This window comes from Rhodococcus sp. 05-2254-6 (assembly GCF_002258565.1).
Lineage (GTDB): Bacteria > Actinomycetota > Actinomycetes > Mycobacteriales > Mycobacteriaceae > Rhodococcoides.
Map to the genome: position 1 here is coordinate 1 of NZ_NOZF01000155.1, position 17,905 is coordinate 17,905.

Sequence of the window (17,905 nt, forward strand, 5' to 3'; positions counted from 1 at the left end):
CCAACACGGGACGATCATCTCCGCCAACGCCTGTGTCGACGGAGCGGTCGCCGACTACCTGATCGACCTCGAACTGCCGGATGAAGGTGCGCGCTGCACCATCTGACCCTGCTGAGCCATCGAGCGGCCGTGATCCGCTCGATGGCTCAGCCGTCCCTGCGCTCAATCACGAGCTACCGCAATCGCATCGGTGTGCAGCGCGTCGGCTTCGGACGCCGCTCACCGCGGGTCTCGAGCAGGTTGAACAGGTCAGCCAGGTCCAGTTGTGACAGCGTCGCGATACCGAGCCGCATGCGAAGAAATCGGTCTGCAGGAAACTGGGCCCACGCTGCACGAATACGAAGAGGCGACGATGGAGAACGTACATCCTGCGCGGATCTGAAGTCCGCTGCGCCACTTATCCATTCACATCCAGTGACGTCAGCAGAGGGCGTTGTCACCCACCGAAACTCGCTACTTGCACGAAACCTCCGGATCCATATGGACTCTGGTGCCCCCAGTCGGACTCGAACCGACACTGTGCGGATTTTAAGTCCCTGGAAGTGGATTCGCATGAACTTCAATGGACTCGATATTTGTTTATTTGCAACGGTTTTCGTACATCATTGTCCGGACGAGTCCATGTTCGATCGTACCGACTTGTGACACTCTCGTGACACCGAACTGCCGTCGACTCTCCGGCACCGGACCGTCCCGATCGGTGCCGGACAGCCATGGTATCGGGTGGACGGAGAGCGTCCTGACGCAATGATGCAGTGCGCGGACTCGTGACAACGAGACTCATCCGAGCGAAACCACATCGCCACGGAGTCAGCAGGAAAGCGCGACGACTTTGCATCAGCGCACTTCGATGTCGAACGATCGAGGACCGTCGCCGCGCACTCGATCGTCGCCACCCGCCGAGACATGGACCGTCTTCGCGAGGATATTCGACAGTTCTACACCCGACTCCGTTCTGCCGCAGCAGGAATGGACGCATCGAACGTCTCGTCCGTACTCGACTCCCTTCGGGTATTCCTCGAACCGGCCGCGGCGACGTCCGCCGCTCCACACGTGACCTCGCGCAAACGTGACGTGCTCTTGCTCGTGGCGTTGGGGCGATCCAACATCGCGATCGCCGAGGCGCTCGGACTCACCGTGTCCACAGTAAAGAGCTACATGAAGTCGATCATGGCCAAGCTCGACGCTTCGACGAGATACGAAGCGGCGCACACTGCCCGGCGAGCAGGTCTGATTCTCTGACCCAATATGCACCTTCTCTCTCGTCCACGAGAACCAACGCGGTCGAGGAAAACGAGAGCGGTGATGCCTAGGGCCTTTCCGCGCACATCACCATCCTCATCGACGACACCACGGCACACTTCGCCAGCATCTGCTGCGGTAACGACGCCCCCGCCACCCGCCTTGCGTGGCGTAAACCATGACTGAACGCCAAGTTGGGACCACAAGCGAGCAACAAGGGCGTGCCCGATCTTCGGGTAGTCGGCAAGCAATCTGAAACTCCATTGCTTAACAACGTACTTCGCCCGTTGGGCGAACAATGCCACCGAGATCCCACTCTCGCGATCGAGGGTGCGAGCTCTGTATGCGCCACGCCATCGGCGGCCAACACACGATCCTCGCGCGCTTGGAAATCCCGATCTTGTCGTCGTCGATCGCACCCACTTCTCGGGCTGGGCACGGTCGGAATCAGCCATCAACTACGGTGCGGCGCGCACGAGTAACTCAACCGAACACAACCGGCCAACTACCTCAGGGGCACCGCACCAGCGGACGAACCAGCACCACCTTGGGAAAGTCTGGACAAGCTGATAGCCGAGCCCTCCAGCAGTTCCAAGCCTTTGACTGCCAACAGCAAGCGCTGCCGAGTTTCCGGTTCGTCCAACGACTTCCCAAGGATGTTGGAGATTCGAGCGAGCCTGTTGTACAGCGTTCGGCGTTGCACGTAGAGAATCTCAGCAGACTCGGTCTTGCGGCCATCCACGCTCAGAAAGGCGCGCAACGTCGGTAGAAGCGGGGTCGAGGATTGAGCATCCTTGGTCAGCAACGGACCCTCCTGAGCGGTCTGCGGACGTGGATCCTCGGTCGCGTCCTCAGGTTCCGCTCCTGAGTCGCATTCACCCTCAACACTAAACCTGTGGTTCCCGCCCTCGATCGGCATGCACGCAACGCGTCTACCTCAAGGCCTTCCATCCAGTGACGAATGGCCCTGTCCAGCACTGGGAGCCCGGGGCGACAGTGGTGAGGAGCCGCCGCAACGCGGTGGGAGGTCGAGGAGAGACGATGAACGATCAGCCGGATACGGCCGTGGTGGAGACGCTCGTGGAGCTCGCGTGTCGAGCGCCGTCGGTGCACAACAGTCAGCCGCACTCGACCGCGACCGTCACCCCGGCGATACGGAGTGATTGCGAAACGCCCTCGGCGATCGCCCGGTCCATCGAGGGAACGCGTGTAAAAAGCTGGCCACGTCACTGTAGCCGAGTTCGGCGGCAACCTCCGCCACCGTCACCGAACTGTCGAGTAGACGCACGGTGGCGCGTTCTTGCAGGAAAGCCTGGCGCAGTTCACGGAACGTGGTTCCCTCGGAACCGAGATGTCGCTTGAGGGTGCTGGTCGAAATGGCCTGCTGGCGCGCGCAATACGCGCTGTCGGTACATCTCGGATCGGCGGCGAAGAGCGCACGCACGGTGTCCGTGTACGACTTCGTGCGGCGCCCATCCACGGCTTTGTTCAATTCCGCGATGCCGAGTCGGTAGGACACCGAGTCCGAGAATCTGCAGGCCTCGTCGAGGATGGCCGCCGGCACGAAAACGAAAGGTGACGGTGCATCGAAGACGAACCGTCGAGTCATGTCGCCGAGGAAATCTGCAGCCGCGGACACCGGGACATCGAGGTGCAATTCGACATTCTGAGCCGAGCTCGCGAGCAGGTCGATGAGGCGGAGCAAACTGGCACCGCCGTAGGCGACTGCAATGCTGTTCAAGCCTGCATCGCCGGTGCGGCCCGCGAGCCCGATGGTCAACCCATGCGCGGTGTGGTGGATGTGCACAGCGAGCGCGGTCGAGATCAGAGGAAGATATTCCAGCAACTCGACGATTCGGCAACCGACCCGGCACTGATCAGCGGAAGACTGAGCGGGCCGAAGGAGGTGGGCTGTACATATCGCGCGAACTCGACGCCGAGCCTGAACCCCTGCTCACGGTTCAGATTCGGGTACACCTCCCGGAACCACCGCAGCGGCACCTGGCCGTCCCGGGTGATCAGCTGTGTCGTTGTGACGTCCGAAACCGAAACTGACTTGTTTTAGTTGCAGGTCGACAGCAATCTGCATTCAAGAGTGGTCACCGAACAACGAGGTGGCAGCATGGAGCGCGTAAACCCACCCAGGAAAGTTGCAGAACGTCCCTATCGAGGCGAAAGTGCATCCAAACGACGATCGGCACGGTCGGGCCGACTCACGAAAGCACTGCTGAACCTCGTCCAGGAACTCGGGATCGGCACCCTGACGGTAAGCGTGGTGTGCGAACGGGCGGGAGTGTCGAAGCGTCACTTTTACGAGCAATACGACAATCTCGACGGCCTCGCGGAAGAGGTACTCGAAAGTTCGTTCAGCGCTGCCAGCGAACGTATCGCGTCCAGCACACACCAGCCGACCGATGGCGCAAGCGGGGGGTTCATCGCGGCGGCCGTGGAGGCAATTCTCTCGACATTCGACGATGCGAGAATGGCCAAGCTGTACCTCGAAGCAGCAGTCAACCGCGGAATACGCGACGCCAAGGACCGAGCCGTCGCGAAGTTCGTCGACAGCATGCTCGGCGTCCTCACCGCAAACAGTTCACCCGACCCTCGAGCAAAACTCACCGCACACCTTCTGATCGCCAGCGCGTCCGAGGTAGTAGCGAAGTGGCTCGACGGCGACATAGCGCTGAGCCGCCGAGAGGTCGTCGCCTGTCTGGTCGCGATCGGGTCCGACGGCGCTCGGCGCATCGGCGACGGCAATTTCGGAACAGCCGCAGCCGAGATGCGGTCGAACCCGATACAATCCCGAGGGATCAGGTACTGATCGCGCGGATGTCGGCCACCGTGGTGCCGAGAACCGTCATGAGTGTGTGCACGTCACCGGTCTCATCGGCGATCTGGGCGTCGCCGTGTGCGATGGCAGAATCGAGAGTCGTTGAGTCACTGACCAGTTGGATGAACGTCGCCGTACTGCACATCAGATGCGCGCAGTCGGGATCGTCTGTGCGTCCCGAGACGACAGTCATGCGGCCGTCCTGGACGTCGATCACGAAGTCGTCACCCGACTGCACCTGGCAGGTGACATCGAGTCCATCGAGAGCATCTGCCGACACCAGTGTCGTCAGAACCAGCGCGATGACGTCCGGCCGGGGCTCCAGCGCGTCGACGCCACCCTGCATGAGTCCGAGCCCCCACATCGCCAGACCGATCACCGGCTGCCGAAGACCTTCGCCGAAATCGGTGAGCGTGTAGGCACCCGCCGCAGTCTTCTCGATCGCGCCCGCCTCACGAAGTCGATCGAGTCTGGAGGACAGCCTGTTCGGCCCTGCAGCCGCGAGACGTACCCCCAGCTCGCCGAACTTCTTCGGTCCCAGTAACAACTCCCGGACAACGAGGAGCGTCCACCGTTCACCGAGCAAGTCCATCGCAGTTGCGAGCGGACACGCCTGACCATAGGACCGCGGCGCTGCCTTGTCCTTCGTGGTCACCGTGGCCTCCTCGCAACTCGCTCGACTGTCCTTATCCTGCTCGATGCGCCCCGTGCCCGCATTCGCGCCCCGCACGATTTCCAGTCAATCGACCGGCGGACGGCGATACCCACCGAGCCTCTCGCCGAGGAGCGCGGCGAATTCGATCGTAGTGAGGTCGCCGCCCATCGGGCCCATGGCCTGCAGACCGACCGGCAGACCCGACGCCGTCTGGGTCACCGGAAACGCCGTCGCGGGTGACCCCGACACGTTGGCCACAGCGCTCCAGCGCACCTGATCCCAGTATGACCGCTCCTGTCCGTCGACTCTGTAAGGCCTGCCGAACCGGTCGACGAGCTTGCGATGATGCGGGATGGCCGCGGTGCCGGTGACAGGCATGAGCACGATGTCGTAGTTCTCGAAAAAGCGCGTCCACCGCTCACGGATCTCCATCCGTCTGCCGTCGACCTTCATCCACGCGTAGTGGGTCAAGAAGCTCCCACGCGCTGCGCGGGCCGCGTCACCCCGAGGGTTCTGCGCCATTCGAGCGCCCATTGCGCTCAGCATCGCCGGAGTGTTCTGGCTTCGGTCCAAACCGAGCTGACCGTACAGCAACGGCTCGAACACACTCTGCGACTCGGCGATCGTCACAGGCAACGACGCCGGATGCGAGTCGACGCTCGCTCCCGCATCCCGCAACGCCGCCACTGTGAGGTCGACCGCGCGACGGACGTCGGAATCGATGGGGCAGTCGGGATCCTCGGTCCACACCGCCACTCGAAAACCGCTGAGCTCCGTCGCTCGTGGCGAATCCAGTCGATAGGAGAACCCGCCGTCGCGCGCGAGGGTTCCGGTGAGGGCCTTGAGAACGGGGACGAAATCGCGGGGGTGACGGGTCTGCGCGCCGGAGCAGGCCAGGTCGGGTTCACTCCACCGCTGCACTCCGGGACCGGGCGAGATGTGGCCGACCAGCGGGACGGAACGAAAGGTCACCTTGTGTCCGTAAACGCCGTTGTAGTGCGCAGGGACCCGAGTCGACCCGCCTATCTCCGATCCGATGTCGAGCGACGTCAACCCCGCCGCGCTGGCGACCGACCCACCACCGGCGCTACCGCCCGATGTGCGACCGAGGTCCCAGGGGTTGTTGGTCGGACCGTAGAGCTTGTTGTCTGCCTGCACGTCCATGTTCCCCGCGGGCATGTTCGTCTTCCCCATGATCACCGCACCGGCCCTACGAAGCCGCGCAACGGCTTCGGCATCGACCGCGGGTACGTGATGCGCAAGATCGGTTCGGCCACAGGATGTCCGCATGCCCGCGGTCTCGTAGCTGTCCTTGATCGTGATCGGCAGACCGTGCAGCGGACCCAGTTGTGCGTCGCCGCGCGCGGCGGCCGCATCGGCGGCCGCGGCCTCCGCCAGGGCGCGCTCGGCGTCCAGTGTGATAACCGCGTTGAGACGGGTGTTGTGCTTGTCGAGCCGGGCCAGGTACATCTCGACCAGGTCGACGCTCGTCACTTCCTGCTTGCCGAGCAGCGTCAGTAGTTCGTGTGCGGGCGCGTACGCGAGATCATCGGACATCAGACTTCACTTCCTGTGCGGCGTGCCGCATCGATTCCGGACAGCAATTCGCCGATCCGGCTGTTCTTCATGAGCTTCCGGTCGGTAATAGGACCGACGACCCCACGCGCAGCGAACACTGCACGCCACCGCTTCGGGGCAATCACCGTGTGGGCGCGTCGCTGCAACCCGTCGACGACCGCCTTCGCGGCGGCCTCCGGTGAGATACGAACCAGGAGCGGTGCGGGTGAGGACTCTTCGAGTAGCCGTGTCACCTCGGGGCTCGCATCCACGCCGTCCCTGATCATCGGGGTGTCCACCAGAGAGAAGTACACCGTCATCGCCGACGCACCCTGCGCGGCGAGTTCAACGGCAAGGCCCTGACCTAGTTTCTCCACGGCCGCCTTGCTCATCGCGTACGGCAGCGCGGCAGCACCGTTGATAACCGCGAACACCGAACTCACGACCACGATCTGTCCGCGACGCGCGATGATCGAATCCAGCGTTGCTGCAGCGGTATTGACCGCGCCGACAACGTTGACGGACATGACTTTCTCGAAGTCCGCAGACGCGAGCGACTGCAGGCGCCCCGGACGCCCGAGCACACCGGCATTTGCGATGGCCACATCGATGGGACCGAGCATCGAGGTCGTCTCGGCGACCGCCTCCTGTACCGATATCGGGTTTGTCACATCGGCATTGATCGCGATCGCACGACCGGCCGGCAGTTCGCCTGCCACACGGCGAGCGTTCACGAGGTCGATGTCGACGACCGCCACCCGAGCGCCCCGACGGTTCAGCTCGCGGGCGGTAGCCGCACCGACCCCCTGGCCGGAACCGGTGAGGAAGACGACTTTGTCCTTCAACGGGTAACGAATCATCCGTGAATCTCCTGTCAGAGTTGATTTCTCGGAAACGACTTCTTGGCTACTATACGAAACATATAGTAGCGTGGCGAGGGCGATGAGGCCATTACGCCGGAACCGATGAAACAGGAGCGATCAGTGCCCGAGACCCAGGACTACATCACACTCGACCACCTCAGCCGTCCGCGCGGCGGCGTACGGCGGTGGCGACGCGCGCTCCGGCGCGTGCTCGCCGATCGACCTGCAGGCCTGCGTTCGGTCCTGATCAACAACTCGAACTTCGGCACCTTCACGAAGATCCCGAAATTACTTCCCGCAAACGGGGCACTCGTCATGGCCTGGGACGACGCCGATGTCGCAGCAGCAGCATTCGCGGGACCGCTCGGCGATCTCGTCGACGAACCGGGGAGGTTCAGGGTCGACGGCGAGGTCACCCGCGTCCGCCTCGAGAATCCGGGCGACACCTGGCACGGATGGCTCCCCTGCGCCGAGGGTGCCGCTCCGATCACGCGCGACGAGCCCTTGATCGTGGTCGTCCACGGCATCCTGCATCCCCGACATCTCGGGACATTCGCCAACGACAACATCGACGCAGCGTCACGAGCGAGGCATCACCCCGGCCACCGAGGAAGCATCGACGTCGCCTCGAAGTTCCCCTTCGAGCACACGTCGATCAGCCTCTGGAAGACTCACGCATTGGCAATGGACTACGCCTACAAACCCGGTGGCCACAAGCCGGCCATGCAGCGGACGAAAGACGAGACCACCCACAAAACAGGGTTGTTCTTGCAGGTACGGCCGCTGGCGAGCTCCGGAAACCTCGGCATCAACGAACCCGCCTTCCCCAACCTCCCACCGGTCACCCGCCGCTGACTTCTCGATCGAACCGAACCGAGACAAGGAACCATTTTGACCACCTCGCTGAACGATCCGCTGACTCTTCCCTGCGGTCAGATCCTGCCGAATCGAATCATGAAGGCTGCGCTGAGTGAGGCGCTTGCCGACCGGGACCACGCTCCCGATACGCGTCTCGAAACGCTCTACTCGACGTGGAGTCGCGGCGGCTTCGGGCTGATCATCACGGGGAACGTGATGATCGACCGCGCCCAGCTCGGCGAGCCCGGCAATGTCGTGATCGAAGACGATCACGATCTCGACGCCCTGAAGCGGTGGGCCAAGACGACGCAGGACGGCGGGACCCCCATCTGGGTCCAACTCAATCATCCTGGCAGACAGTCGAATCCACTCAACGTCCGCCACACCCCGGTTGCGCCGAGTCCCATTACCCTCGACTTCCCCGGAGCGAGCACTCCACGCGAGCTGACCGGAGCCGAGATCGAGGACATCATCGAGCGATTCGCCACCGCAGCCGCGGTGTGCGAATCCGCAGGTTTCGACGGGGTGCAGATCCACGGGGCGCACGGATACCTGGTGGCGCAGTTCCTCTCACCGCGGTCGAACAAGCGCACCGACGAATGGGGTGGCGATCCCGAGCGTCGCATGCGGTTCGTGATCGAGATCGTCCGCCGCATCCGGTCCAGGGTGAGCCACGGGTTCGCCGTGGGCATCAAACTGAACTCGGCAGACTTCCAGCGTGGCGGCTACACCGAGGACGAGTCACGTGCGGTCATAACAGCTCTCGCCGGCGAAGGCATCGACCTCATCGAAGTCAGTGGCGGCAGCTACGAGCAGCCGGCGATGATGGGGTCCGCCGCAGCCAGCACTCGGGCGCGTGAGGCGTATTTCCTCGAATATGCCGGCACCGTGCGCGAACTCGCGAAGGCTGTCCCGCTCGCAGTCACCGGCGGGTTCCGCACCCGGACGGCGATGACCGCGGCGGTCGAATCGGGTGAGTGCGACATCATCGGTCTCGGGCGACCTACCGCCACCACCACCGACGCGGCAGACGCCATCCTCAGCGGCCGCACGGAAACGCTGTCCGCTAGAAGCATCCGAGCCGGACTACGCCCGGTCGTCGGCAAGCTCATCGACATCAAGTCGCTCGACGGACTGTTGGAGCTGTCCTGGCACGCCGATCAACTGCACCGCCTGGGCGCGGGCCTTCAACCCGATCTTCAGCGCGGACGCATCGCCACGCTGATCGCAATGGTGCGACGAAACGGTGCCGGAGCCTTCCGGCGGAAACGAGGCATGTGAGATGAGCAAGGAGTAAGGAGTAAGGAGTAAGGAGTAAGTATCTCCCAACGACGTCCTGGCGACACCGCCGAGCGCGTTCGCCGCCGCCGCCGGACTGGAGGCTGAACTGGTCTCCGGCACGAAGGTGGTGGGACACATCGAACTCACCGAGGAACACTTCACGCTGTGGGGTGTGGTGCACGGTGGCGTCTACTCCACCGCGCTGGAGTCGGCCGCGAGCATCGGCGCCAGCGAGGCGGTCAAGGCACGTGGTCAATTCGCGGTAGGCGTGAACAACTCGACCGACTTCATCCGAGCCAGCACCGGTGGTCGGGTCGAGGTGGTCGCCGAACCGTTGCACCAAGGGCGGATACAACAACTCTGGCTCGTGGTAATCACGGCTGTCGACACTGGCAAGGTAGTCGCCCGCGGCCAAGTTCGACTCCAAAACGTGCCGCTACCCGATTGACCAACGGCGCAGATGCGACCGGAACAAACACGGGCCCAGTATGAGGTCCGACCCAGGATTCCGCCGTTCCAATGCGAAGCTGTGTGGGGCCGCCGCTGGACACGGCGCGAACGGCAAAGATTTCAGTCGACCAGTTATCGCACTTCAAGAACAAGCCTAGTTGTTCTTCCACGGAAACTCTTAGCCTCGATCCACTGACTGAGGTGATGTGCTGTGGTTCCTGACTGCATCGTGGGGTCGGGACTTTTTGGGCGTGTTTAGTCCGCTGGTGTACCCAGCATTTCCACGATTGACGTTGCTCGGGCCGTATCGGCGTATCGGGTGGGGATTGGCAAGCTTGGGGCGGGCTGAATCCAATGATGTTGCGCCAGTGAGAATTGCAAAAATGGTGTTATGGTCATTGATCACCGGGCAGCTCGCCCTACAGCTCCTCAGCCCGCCCTCACCAGACTGAACCTAGGAGCCGTCTGGCGAGGGCGGAGTTTGAGCAAGCTATGCACCCTCTTCTGCTTACGCAGTGGTGCGCTGTTATTCGTTCAACACCTAGACGTGCGCCTGGTGCGGTTACGGTCTACTTGCTGTTTGTGTCGGCAGTGGATCGGTCGGACGAAAAGATCCTCCCGGTCGGTCCAGTCGGCTGCAGAGATGTGCGTAGGTCGGTGTTCTTGGTCTCCGGCGTCATAGCGATGCCAGCTGCACCGAGGGTGAGGATCAACAACATCGCGTAGAACGCAGGGGCAACCGGGCTGTCGAACGAGCCGACTAGGGCAGTGGCAACGAGCGGTGTGGTACCTCCGAAGATGGCAGCGGACAGGTTGAACGAGAACCCATGACCGGTGCCGCGCACTGCAGTCGGGAATAATTCTACGGCGGTGACAAAGTAACCGGAGGCAAAGATCGCGACTCCGATGGCTAAAAGGCTCTGCCCGACGATTGCACCCAACAGCGTTCCGGATGCGGCGAGCGAGAACGCCGGGTACGCGGTCACCGCTAGCCACGACGCGCCCCCGATGAGCAGTGGCTTTCGACCGATACGATCGCCCAGGGAGCCGAAGAATACTGCGATTACTGCCAAGACCAGGATTGCCGCGGCGTTGGAAAACAGAGCCGGCTTTTCGTCGAGACCACCTGTCTTCACGACGAAAGTAAACATGTAGCCGACGAGAAGGTAGGCTCCTACAGCCTGTGGAACTTGCAGAAGTATCACCCTCAGCATCGATTTCCTAGAAGCAGCTACTTCCCGAAGTGTGCTCCGCGCGTCACCTTGATTGGCAACTGCGGCAGTGTATTCCTCCGGATCATCGAGCGTGCGGCGTATCCAGAACCCTGCAACTGCGATGAGACCACCGAAGATAAACGGCACTCTCCAGCCCCAATCCAGATAAGCCTCGCTGCCCAGGGCGGCCTGGACGCCGAGGACAAACACTGCGGCGAGCGAAGTCGGGACGTAGATGAAGCACACGGCAAAACCGATCCAACGTCCGCGTTTGCCGTCAGGTGCGGATTCCACGATGAAACTGTAGCCGCCCGACGATTCGCCTCCCATCGAAAGTCCCTGCAGGAGCCTACACAAGACGAGGAGCACGGGTGCAGCGATGCCAATTGTTTCGTACGTAGGAAGCAAACCTGTGACGACCGTTCCTCCGCCCATCAGCAGAATGGTCAACGACAATATCTTCAGGCGTCCGACCCTGTCCGCCATAAAACCAAAGAGAACGCCGCCCACTGGTCGCGCAAAGAAGGCCAGTGCATAGATTGCGAAGGTTCCGAGCAAGGCGGCGGTAGGATTCTCTCGCGAGAAGAAGTGCAGCGCTAGCGCCGGTGCGGCGAGAGCGTAGATTGAGTAGTCGAAGACCTCACAGACATTGCCGATACACCCTCCGATCAAGCGGCGACGTGGATTTATTGTGTTCATTATCGGTCCCCTCCGAGAACAGTGGATTCGGCACCGACTCGTTCGGCGTCCAAATCCAGTCTGTCGAACACGAACACACCCTTTCCTGCGTTCTGCTTGTCGAATTCTTCGTAAGCTTCGACAGCCTCGCTCAGACGCCACCGATGACTGAATAATTCGTCAATTGGCAACTTCTCGCGCGCAACGAATTCGGCGCACTGTCGCTGTTGGACGATGGACATCGTCCACGACGTCATCACTGTCACTTGGGTTCGGTAGAAATCGGTCACGCGGAATCGTGCCTCGCCTGCACCCAAACCGATCAGACAGATTTTTCCCCATGGTCGCAGGGAGGCCATTCCAGCGGAGATCGCAGAGGAGTTTCCGGAGGTTTCCAGTACGAGCGGTACTCCCGCACCGTCGGTCAAGTTCCGAATCATGTCCGACGCGTTGCTTTTTGCCGGATCGACGGTGGCTACAGCACCGAACCGCTCGGCACTAATCCGGCGGGCCGGTTCTGGGTCGACGGCGATGACACGTGCACCCCTCGCTGTCGCGAGCATCGTCGCCGACAACCCCACCGGACCCTGCCCGAAGACCACCAGTGTCGATCCCCCGATGTCGCCAAGACGTTCCAGGCCACCCCACGCCGTGCCGGTGCCACATCCGATGGCCGCACCCGCCTCGAAGCTCAGCGAGTCGTGGAGAGGCACCAAGGTCGCTGCCGGAACCACAATATACGGAGCGTGCCCACCGTGCTCCTGAGTCCCGAACGCACGAAACGGAGCTTTTGTGCACATCTGCGGCCACCCGGACCTGCAGCTGTCGCACGTCGTGCAACCGATGTAGTGGTGCACCATAACGCGGTCGCCCGGCGCAGCGAGCTGGTTTCCCACTCCAGTCCCGACACTATGGACTACACCAGCAGGCTCGTGGCCTGCAATCGCTTGACCGACCCCGTCGACCCCGTCCTGGGCGGCACGGTAAACGTGAAGATCGCTTCCGCACATGCCGGACGCTCGTACGGCGACGACTACTTCGCCCGGTCCGGGCTCTCGAACCGGAAAATTGCGGATTTCCACCCTGCGGTTGCCTGTAAAGACGATGCCTTCCATGGCTTACTTCCTTCTGTCGTTTTCGGCAGCAACGGAATTCTGAGACTCAAATTGATCTCCGGCACAGCTGGTTTCGATAAATCCTGGTTGGCTGCGGGTCGATGTCCACCGGAACTTCACCATCGAAGGTGTGCTCTACGACACTAAGATGATTCAGGTGAATAAGTCAACGATTGACTAAAAGATTTTTCGACGTAAATTCAGTGTTCATTGCCGATTTGTTGCAGGCTATAACTGTTATTGGTTTCTGCGTCTTCGGCGAATCCGGTGGCCATCCGAAACGTAAGCCAACGGCAAGAGAACGCATCGCCGATACGCTCAGGCGCGTGCCCTATGGCTGTGGACTTCGAATCCGCGTCGGCCTCTCTACGACCCTGCAGCAGACGTAGCGGACAATAGGAATCCATGACAGGTTCTCCCGCACTATCCTCAGACGTCGGCCGACACAACTTGTCTCTGGTGATGGCCGCCGCCGTCGACAACGCGCCGTGCGCGCGTATGGAGCTGCGCGAGCGGACCGGCTTGGTCAGCGGGACTGTAACCACCATGGTGGAGGACTTGATTGCACGGGGATTACTGGTCGAGTCCGGCAACGTCCAAGGACGACGGGGGCGACCGCGGAGGCTGTTGATGCCTGCGCCGGATCGTGTCCGCACAGTGGCAGTCCAGCTATTTCCGAGATCGGTTTCTGGCGAAGTCCGAGACATGGCGGGTCAAGTTCTGTGGTCCGCGCGCAAAGCCCACACCACCGAACCAGGCGATGGATCGGGTTTCGTTACGGCGCTCAAGGACATGTTCGATTCTGCGATCGAACGCGCAAACCACGCCACCAATGCGTGGATCGCGAATCCCGTGGCTGTTCTGCCGGCGATCGTTGCGCACGACTCGAACATCGTGGCCGCCCTGCCATTGGGCCTACGCGCGTTCGACGTGCGAACACCGCTCCAAGAAGCTCTAGCGCAACCCCGGCGCGTCGAAGTAATTAACGAGGGGCGCCTGAGCGCCCTGGCCGAATACGCCACGTACCCGAGCGATACTCGGCCTCGCGCGATGGCTTATATCAGCGCACAACGCGAGGGAGTGGGCGGGGCCTTGGTGATCGAAGGCAATATCTACGGCGGGTCGCATGGACTGGCTGGACTCGTCGGACATGTGGGCGTCGACATGGCGGGTCCACAGTGCAGCTGTGGGGCCCGAGGATGCCTAGGGTTATATCTCAGCCTCCACGCGCTCCTGGAACGCGCAGGCCTCGACAGTTCGCTCTCTGTTACGGAGCTGATCGATTTGTTGGAGGCCAACAACGCCGACGCGCATGCTGCGTTGGATCGTGGAGGCGAGGCGCTCGCATCTGCAGTCGGAACAATGAGCAACTACACCGATGTCGACGTCGTCGTACTCGGCGGCATCCTCCCTGCGTTGTTTCCATGGTTGGAGCCGTACCTCAACGGCCTCATCCGCTCACGATCCGAAAGGGTGCCACACTTCAATCCCCAGATCACCCTAGCCACCTACGGACTGGAATCGCCACTGACTGGCGCCTGGCATCACGCGCGCAGAACAGTGCTGGACAACCCGACCATCGTTCCATACCTATCGTGAGACCGGTATCGAGAATCCAGGGGATAGAGCAAGCTCGCCCGCCGTCCTAGGGTGGCCCCCTCCATCGCGGCAGCCCATTCGCGACAAACTTGAGACGGACGCTGACCGATCCCAGTCCCATCGACATGGAATCGCAGAGTCGGACCAGTTGCTGTTCTGATGACAGCCTGAGCGCCTCGTCACAGAAATACACATCTCCAATCCGTTGTACGACTTCCGTCGCACCTGAGGCACACTGCGGGCTTGTCGGTGAACAAGAAGAAGGTTCACCCGCTCTGGAACGAGGAGAATCCGCAGGTTCAGATCTGCCATCCACGCAGACGCACCGGCATCAACTCCTGCCCGCAGATCGAAGCCGATAGACCGAAACCGGCGTGCGCTATGAACTTCCAGTTCGATTCGACTGTTGATGGTAAGGCGATCAAGATCGCGTCGATGATCGCCACGCACTTCCGCAATCCGTGTTGACCATTGTGGGGCGGTCGACGCGAAACGACTGACCGGCGAGCTCGACAAGCCATCCGCGCTGTGGGGCGGTCCGCCGCTGATGCGTGGAGCGGACAACGGTACGGAGTCTATTTCGCATGTGCTGCAACAGTTCTGCCGAGATAATGTCGACATCTCCTACATCCTTCCCTGGATGCGTCGAAAAAACTACCCACCGAGTCTGGAGGCACCTGCCTCTGAGGGATCAACAACCAACTACCGAAGAGTGCCTGAATCGCAATCACTTGACGAATCTGCTCAACGCGAGGGTGGTGATCGAGGACCTCGGAGACGACCGCCACCATCGACACGGTCGCTCAGATACTCGCGACGGCGGAATACGCTGCCCAATGCACCCACCGCCACCAACCGATCGAGGGGTTGGGAGATGGACTGAAATCAACCAGCCCGGGGTTCAAGAACGCGGTGGTCCGACTATCCGGGATCTGCCAAGCCTCAAACCTGGTCGCCAGGATTCCAGCAGTTCAGGTGTCCCGGCAGTACACCCCTCGCCAGTGACTCCCAGCCGGGCGAATTGTCTGGTTTCGTGAAGGACGAGCCCGACAAATTCGAGCCTTCCAACACCCTGGAAACTTCGTCGCTGGAAACAACCACCAGCTCGAGTAGTACGGAAGAAGTTGATCACCATGAACAGGTTCAAACTGTCGGTCCTCGCCGCAATAATCACCACAATGTCACTTTTGACTGCATGCAGCCAGACAGGCGGCGAATCACAAAACGGTTCCGAGGGAACCTCCTCCGAGGGGACAATCGATACAGCTGCGCCTGCCCTTGCCGACTACAACACGGACATAATTGAGAATAACCTCTGGCAACGCACGGAGCTCGCGGCGCGCGACCGTAGTCTGATAACGGTAGCGGCGATGGTCACGAAAAATCAAAGTGGTGAGTTGCCTGACGAGATCGCGAGAGCGATGGACAACGGCTTGGAACCGGCTTCGATATCAGAGACAATTACCCATCTTGCGTTCTACAGCTCCTGGCCGAATGGTCTTGCAGCAGCTCGCGTGGCCGGACCCGTGTTCGAGCAACGCGGAGTCGAAGCCGCAGATCTGCCTGGCGGCGATGTGACCTTACTCGAGCAGGATCAAGTGGCAGAAGCGCAACGAGCCGCGGGCGTCCAGCGTGATTATGGTCAAACAGCCCCCGGCGTGGTCGAATTCACGACGGACACTCTCTTCGGGGACTTATGGCTCCGACCGGATCTCACGCCACGAGACCGTAGCGTGGTGACTGTCGCGTCACTCGTGGCGGCCGGCCAGACAGCTCAGATTCCGTTTCACCTAGGCCGCGCCTTGGACAACGGTCTCACACCAGCTCAAGCGTCGGAAACACTCACCCACCTAGCGTTCTACGCCGGGTGGCCGAATGTGTTCTCTGCGATGCCCATCTTTCGAGATGTACTGGCTGCCCGCTAAAGACGACGCGGGACCCCATTCGTCAACGGCACAGCTCTATACAATTCACCGCCGTGGGCGGATAGGGTCTCCTGTCGAATGCTCGGCCAAGCAGTGGAACGATCCGAAAGGGCCAGGCGTCGCATCAATGAGACTGGTACGTGAACCGACTTAACGTCGATACTGATTAGATGCAGCAGTGAAGTTGGGCTTCGTGTTCCCTGCACCGTCGGACACAGAATCGACGACAGATCGGGAGGTGGCGGTGGCGAGAGCAACGTCTTTGGTCTCCGGCGTGTACCGCAGGACAATCATGCCGACGACTCCCGCGACGACCACCATTGCAGCAGGAGCAGACGGACTTACCGCGTCTATCAGGCTGCCAGCAATTATCGGTGTGAAGCCTCCGAACACTACTGTACCCATTCCGTAGGACAACCCATGCCCTGAGTACCTGCTCGACGTCCGGAAGAGTTCGAGCATCGTCACGATCGACCCGGAAACGAACAGGGACGTAGCAGAGGCGAGCAGCAAGCTGCCGCCGAACGCACCCCAGAACGTGGCGGTATTGACCAAGAACATCGCAGGGAACGCAATAACCGTCATGTAAGCCGCGCCTGCCCACATCAACGGCTTTCGGCCGACACGATCTGCCACCCGCCCCAAGACTGGAACCAGAATCGCAATGGAGGCCCCTGCGAGCGTGTTGGCCAGCAAGGCCGTGTTCGGATTCATGCCAAGGTTCGAGACCATATGGGTGTAGAGGTACGTGATCCCGAGGTAGTACGCGATCAGCGTGGGCGCAAGGAGCAGGAACACCCGCAGCAGGGCGGGCCATTCCTCGACAACTGCAGTCTTGAGCGGGTTCTTGCTCGCAGCTACGCGTTCCTTCTTAGCCTTGACGAACTCCTGAGGATCACTGAGTTGCAAGCGGATCCAGAGACCACCACAAGCCAGAAGTGCACCGAGGAAGAACGGTAGACGCCAACCCCAGTCGGTGTACGCGTCGTCACCGATCGCTCCACGCAAGCCGATGATCCCGAAGCCGAGCACCAGGCTCGGCAGAATGGTCACGGCGTAGATAATGCCAATCCATGATGCTCGCTTGTCCGACGGTGCCGATTCCAGTACGAAACTCAGTGCCCCGGAATGCTCTCCGCCAGTGGAAAATCCCTGGATCAACCGGAAGATCAAAAGAAGGACTGGGGCGGCAATTCCGATACTGGCATATGTCGGCAACAATCCAATTGCTCCGGTTGCCAATCCCATCAACAAGATAACTGATGCCATGACGCGAATACGACCGTATTTATCGCCGAGATACCCGAACACGACTCCTCCCAATGGGCGGGCAATGAAGCCGACCGCGAAGATCGCGAGCGTCCCCAGCACTGCCGCAGAGGGATTGGACTTCGGAAAGAACAGCAGTGCGAGCGTCGGTGCTGTCACTGCGTAGGTCACGAAGTCGAACCATTCCACGAAAGTTCCGACTGCTCCGCCGAAGAGACGACGTCGGGCCGTGGGTTCTTCGATCAAAGCGACTGCGGGCGTAGATTCCTGAATCATGCAAATTCCTCGGTTCAGAGAAGCGCCGGGCAACTGCCGCAGCGGGGGAATTGATTCGTGGGACCTTCTATGCGATCAACACTAGCGTTGCCG

At 61.3% G+C, this 17,905-nt stretch carries 17 protein-coding genes; 9 read left to right on the forward strand and 8 right to left on the reverse strand.

Annotated features, from left to right (window positions below):
- Positions 1-16: 16 nt before the first annotated feature.
- Positions 17-106, forward strand: coding sequence for an alpha/beta hydrolase (locus CH256_RS21445; protein ID WP_256989511.1), 90 nt, complete (start codon positions 17-19; stop codon positions 104-106).
- Positions 107-906: 800 nt separating this feature from the next.
- Positions 907-1,242, forward strand: a complete 336-nt coding sequence (locus CH256_RS21450) for a response regulator transcription factor (protein ID WP_052047825.1) — start codon at positions 907-909, stop codon at positions 1,240-1,242.
- Positions 1,243-1,747: 505 nt separating this feature from the next.
- On the opposite strand, the gene CH256_RS21455 is transcribed toward CH256_RS21450, so the two are convergent.
- Both CH256_RS21455 and CH256_RS21460 read right to left on the reverse strand, forming a co-directional pair.
- Complete coding sequence (locus tag CH256_RS21455) at positions 1,748-2,047, reverse strand: helix-turn-helix domain-containing protein (RefSeq protein WP_230596333.1); 300 nt, start codon at positions 2,045-2,047, stop codon at positions 1,748-1,750.
- A 336-nt stretch (positions 2,048-2,383) separates the two neighbouring features.
- Positions 2,384-3,088, reverse strand: coding sequence for a helix-turn-helix domain-containing protein (locus CH256_RS21460; protein ID WP_143536637.1), 705 nt, complete (start codon positions 3,086-3,088; stop codon positions 2,384-2,386).
- A gap of 276 nt (positions 3,089-3,364) precedes the next feature.
- Here CH256_RS21460 and CH256_RS21465 point away from each other — a divergent pair, with 276 nt between their 5' ends.
- On the forward strand, positions 3,365-4,063 hold the full coding sequence (locus tag CH256_RS21465; RefSeq protein WP_143536638.1) for a TetR/AcrR family transcriptional regulator: 699 nt from the start codon (positions 3,365-3,367) through the stop codon (positions 4,061-4,063).
- Here the strand turns inward: CH256_RS21465 and CH256_RS21470 are convergent.
- The 3 genes from CH256_RS21470 to CH256_RS21480 form a co-directional block, all read right to left on the reverse strand.
- On the reverse strand, positions 4,053-4,727 hold the full coding sequence (locus tag CH256_RS21470; RefSeq protein WP_143536639.1) for a winged helix-turn-helix transcriptional regulator: 675 nt from the start codon (positions 4,725-4,727) through the stop codon (positions 4,053-4,055). The two genes, CH256_RS21465 and CH256_RS21470, sit on opposite strands and share 11 nt — an antisense overlap.
- An 84-nt stretch (positions 4,728-4,811) precedes the next feature.
- Entirely contained in the window at positions 4,812-6,284 is a 1,473-nt protein-coding gene (locus CH256_RS21475; protein ID WP_037192480.1) for an amidase, read from the reverse strand.
- Positions 6,284-7,144, reverse strand: a complete 861-nt coding sequence (locus tag CH256_RS21480; RefSeq protein WP_037192482.1) for an SDR family NAD(P)-dependent oxidoreductase — start codon at positions 7,142-7,144, stop codon at positions 6,284-6,286. Before CH256_RS21480 ends, CH256_RS21475 begins: the two co-directional genes overlap by 1 nt.
- 123 nt (positions 7,145-7,267) lie before the next feature.
- Here CH256_RS21480 and CH256_RS21485 point away from each other — a divergent pair, with 123 nt between their 5' ends.
- From CH256_RS21485 to CH256_RS21495, 3 genes are all read left to right on the forward strand, one after another.
- Positions 7,268-8,002, forward strand: a complete 735-nt coding sequence (locus CH256_RS21485) for a hypothetical protein (protein ID WP_230596334.1) — start codon at positions 7,268-7,270, stop codon at positions 8,000-8,002.
- A 99-nt stretch (positions 8,003-8,101) separates the two neighbouring features.
- The gene (locus CH256_RS21490) at positions 8,102-9,286 is read left to right on the forward strand and encodes an NADH:flavin oxidoreductase/NADH oxidase family protein (protein WP_052047831.1); all 1,185 of its coding nucleotides are present in this window, start codon (positions 8,102-8,104) and stop codon (positions 9,284-9,286) included.
- A gap of 55 nt (positions 9,287-9,341) precedes the next feature.
- Positions 9,342-9,734 carry a PaaI family thioesterase gene (locus tag CH256_RS21495; RefSeq protein ID WP_037192487.1) on the forward strand — a complete coding sequence of 131 codons (393 nt, stop codon included), beginning with the start codon at positions 9,342-9,344 and terminating at the stop codon, positions 9,732-9,734.
- Positions 9,735-10,305: 571 nt separating this feature from the next.
- Here CH256_RS21495 and CH256_RS21500 read toward each other — a convergent pair.
- Both CH256_RS21500 and CH256_RS21505 read right to left on the reverse strand, forming a co-directional pair.
- Positions 10,306-11,649 (reverse strand): MFS transporter, encoded by a 1,344-nt coding sequence (locus CH256_RS21500; RefSeq protein WP_052047827.1) that lies wholly within the window; start codon positions 11,647-11,649, stop codon positions 10,306-10,308.
- Entirely contained in the window at positions 11,649-12,743 is a 1,095-nt protein-coding gene (locus tag CH256_RS21505; RefSeq protein ID WP_082323728.1) for a zinc-dependent alcohol dehydrogenase family protein, read from the reverse strand. Before CH256_RS21505 ends, CH256_RS21500 begins: the two co-directional genes overlap by 1 nt.
- Positions 12,744-13,205: 462 nt before the next feature.
- Here CH256_RS21505 and CH256_RS21510 point away from each other — a divergent pair, with 462 nt between their 5' ends.
- From CH256_RS21510 to CH256_RS21520, 3 genes are all read left to right on the forward strand, one after another.
- Positions 13,206-14,342, forward strand: coding sequence for an ROK family protein (locus CH256_RS21510; RefSeq protein WP_037192489.1), 1,137 nt, complete (start codon positions 13,206-13,208; stop codon positions 14,340-14,342).
- Between the two features lie 249 nt (positions 14,343-14,591).
- A complete protein-coding gene (locus CH256_RS21515; RefSeq protein ID WP_143536640.1) occupies positions 14,592-14,810 on the forward strand; it encodes a hypothetical protein in 219 nt (72 codons plus the stop codon).
- 665 nt (positions 14,811-15,475) lie between these two features.
- Entirely contained in the window at positions 15,476-16,267 is a 792-nt protein-coding gene (locus CH256_RS21520) for a carboxymuconolactone decarboxylase family protein (protein ID WP_037189148.1), read from the forward strand.
- Positions 16,268-16,417: 150 nt separating this feature from the next.
- Here CH256_RS21520 and CH256_RS21525 read toward each other — a convergent pair whose 3' ends face one another.
- Positions 16,418-17,812, reverse strand: a complete 1,395-nt coding sequence (locus CH256_RS21525; RefSeq protein WP_052047464.1) for an MFS transporter — start codon at positions 17,810-17,812, stop codon at positions 16,418-16,420.
- Positions 17,813-17,905: the final 93 nt, after the last annotated feature.

Bases quoted from the DNA above. Each gene is read 5' to 3' on its own strand.
- CH256_RS21450 (WP_052047825.1), top strand. From the start codon at position 907: ATGGACCGTCTTCGCGAGGATATTCGACAGTTCTACACCCGACTCCGT.
- CH256_RS21465 (WP_143536638.1), top strand. From the start codon at position 3,365: ATGGAGCGCGTAAACCCACCCAGGAAAGTTGCAGAACGTCCCTATCGA.
- CH256_RS21475 (WP_037192480.1), bottom strand. From the start codon at position 6,284: ATGTCCGATGATCTCGCGTACGCGCCCGCACACGAACTACTGACGCTG.
- CH256_RS21480 (WP_037192482.1), bottom strand. From the start codon at position 7,144: ATGATTCGTTACCCGTTGAAGGACAAAGTCGTCTTCCTCACCGGTTCC.
- CH256_RS21490 (WP_052047831.1), top strand. From the start codon at position 8,102: ATGAAGGCTGCGCTGAGTGAGGCGCTTGCCGACCGGGACCACGCTCCC.
- CH256_RS21500 (WP_052047827.1), bottom strand. From the start codon at position 11,649: ATGAACACAATAAATCCACGTCGCCGCTTGATCGGAGGGTGTATCGGC.
- CH256_RS21505 (WP_082323728.1), bottom strand. From the start codon at position 12,743: ATGGAAGGCATCGTCTTTACAGGCAACCGCAGGGTGGAAATCCGCAAT.
- CH256_RS21510 (WP_037192489.1), top strand. From the start codon at position 13,206: ATGGCCGCCGCCGTCGACAACGCGCCGTGCGCGCGTATGGAGCTGCGC.
- CH256_RS21520 (WP_037189148.1), top strand. From the start codon at position 15,476: ATGAACAGGTTCAAACTGTCGGTCCTCGCCGCAATAATCACCACAATG.
- CH256_RS21525 (WP_052047464.1), bottom strand. From the start codon at position 17,812: ATGATTCAGGAATCTACGCCCGCAGTCGCTTTGATCGAAGAACCCACG.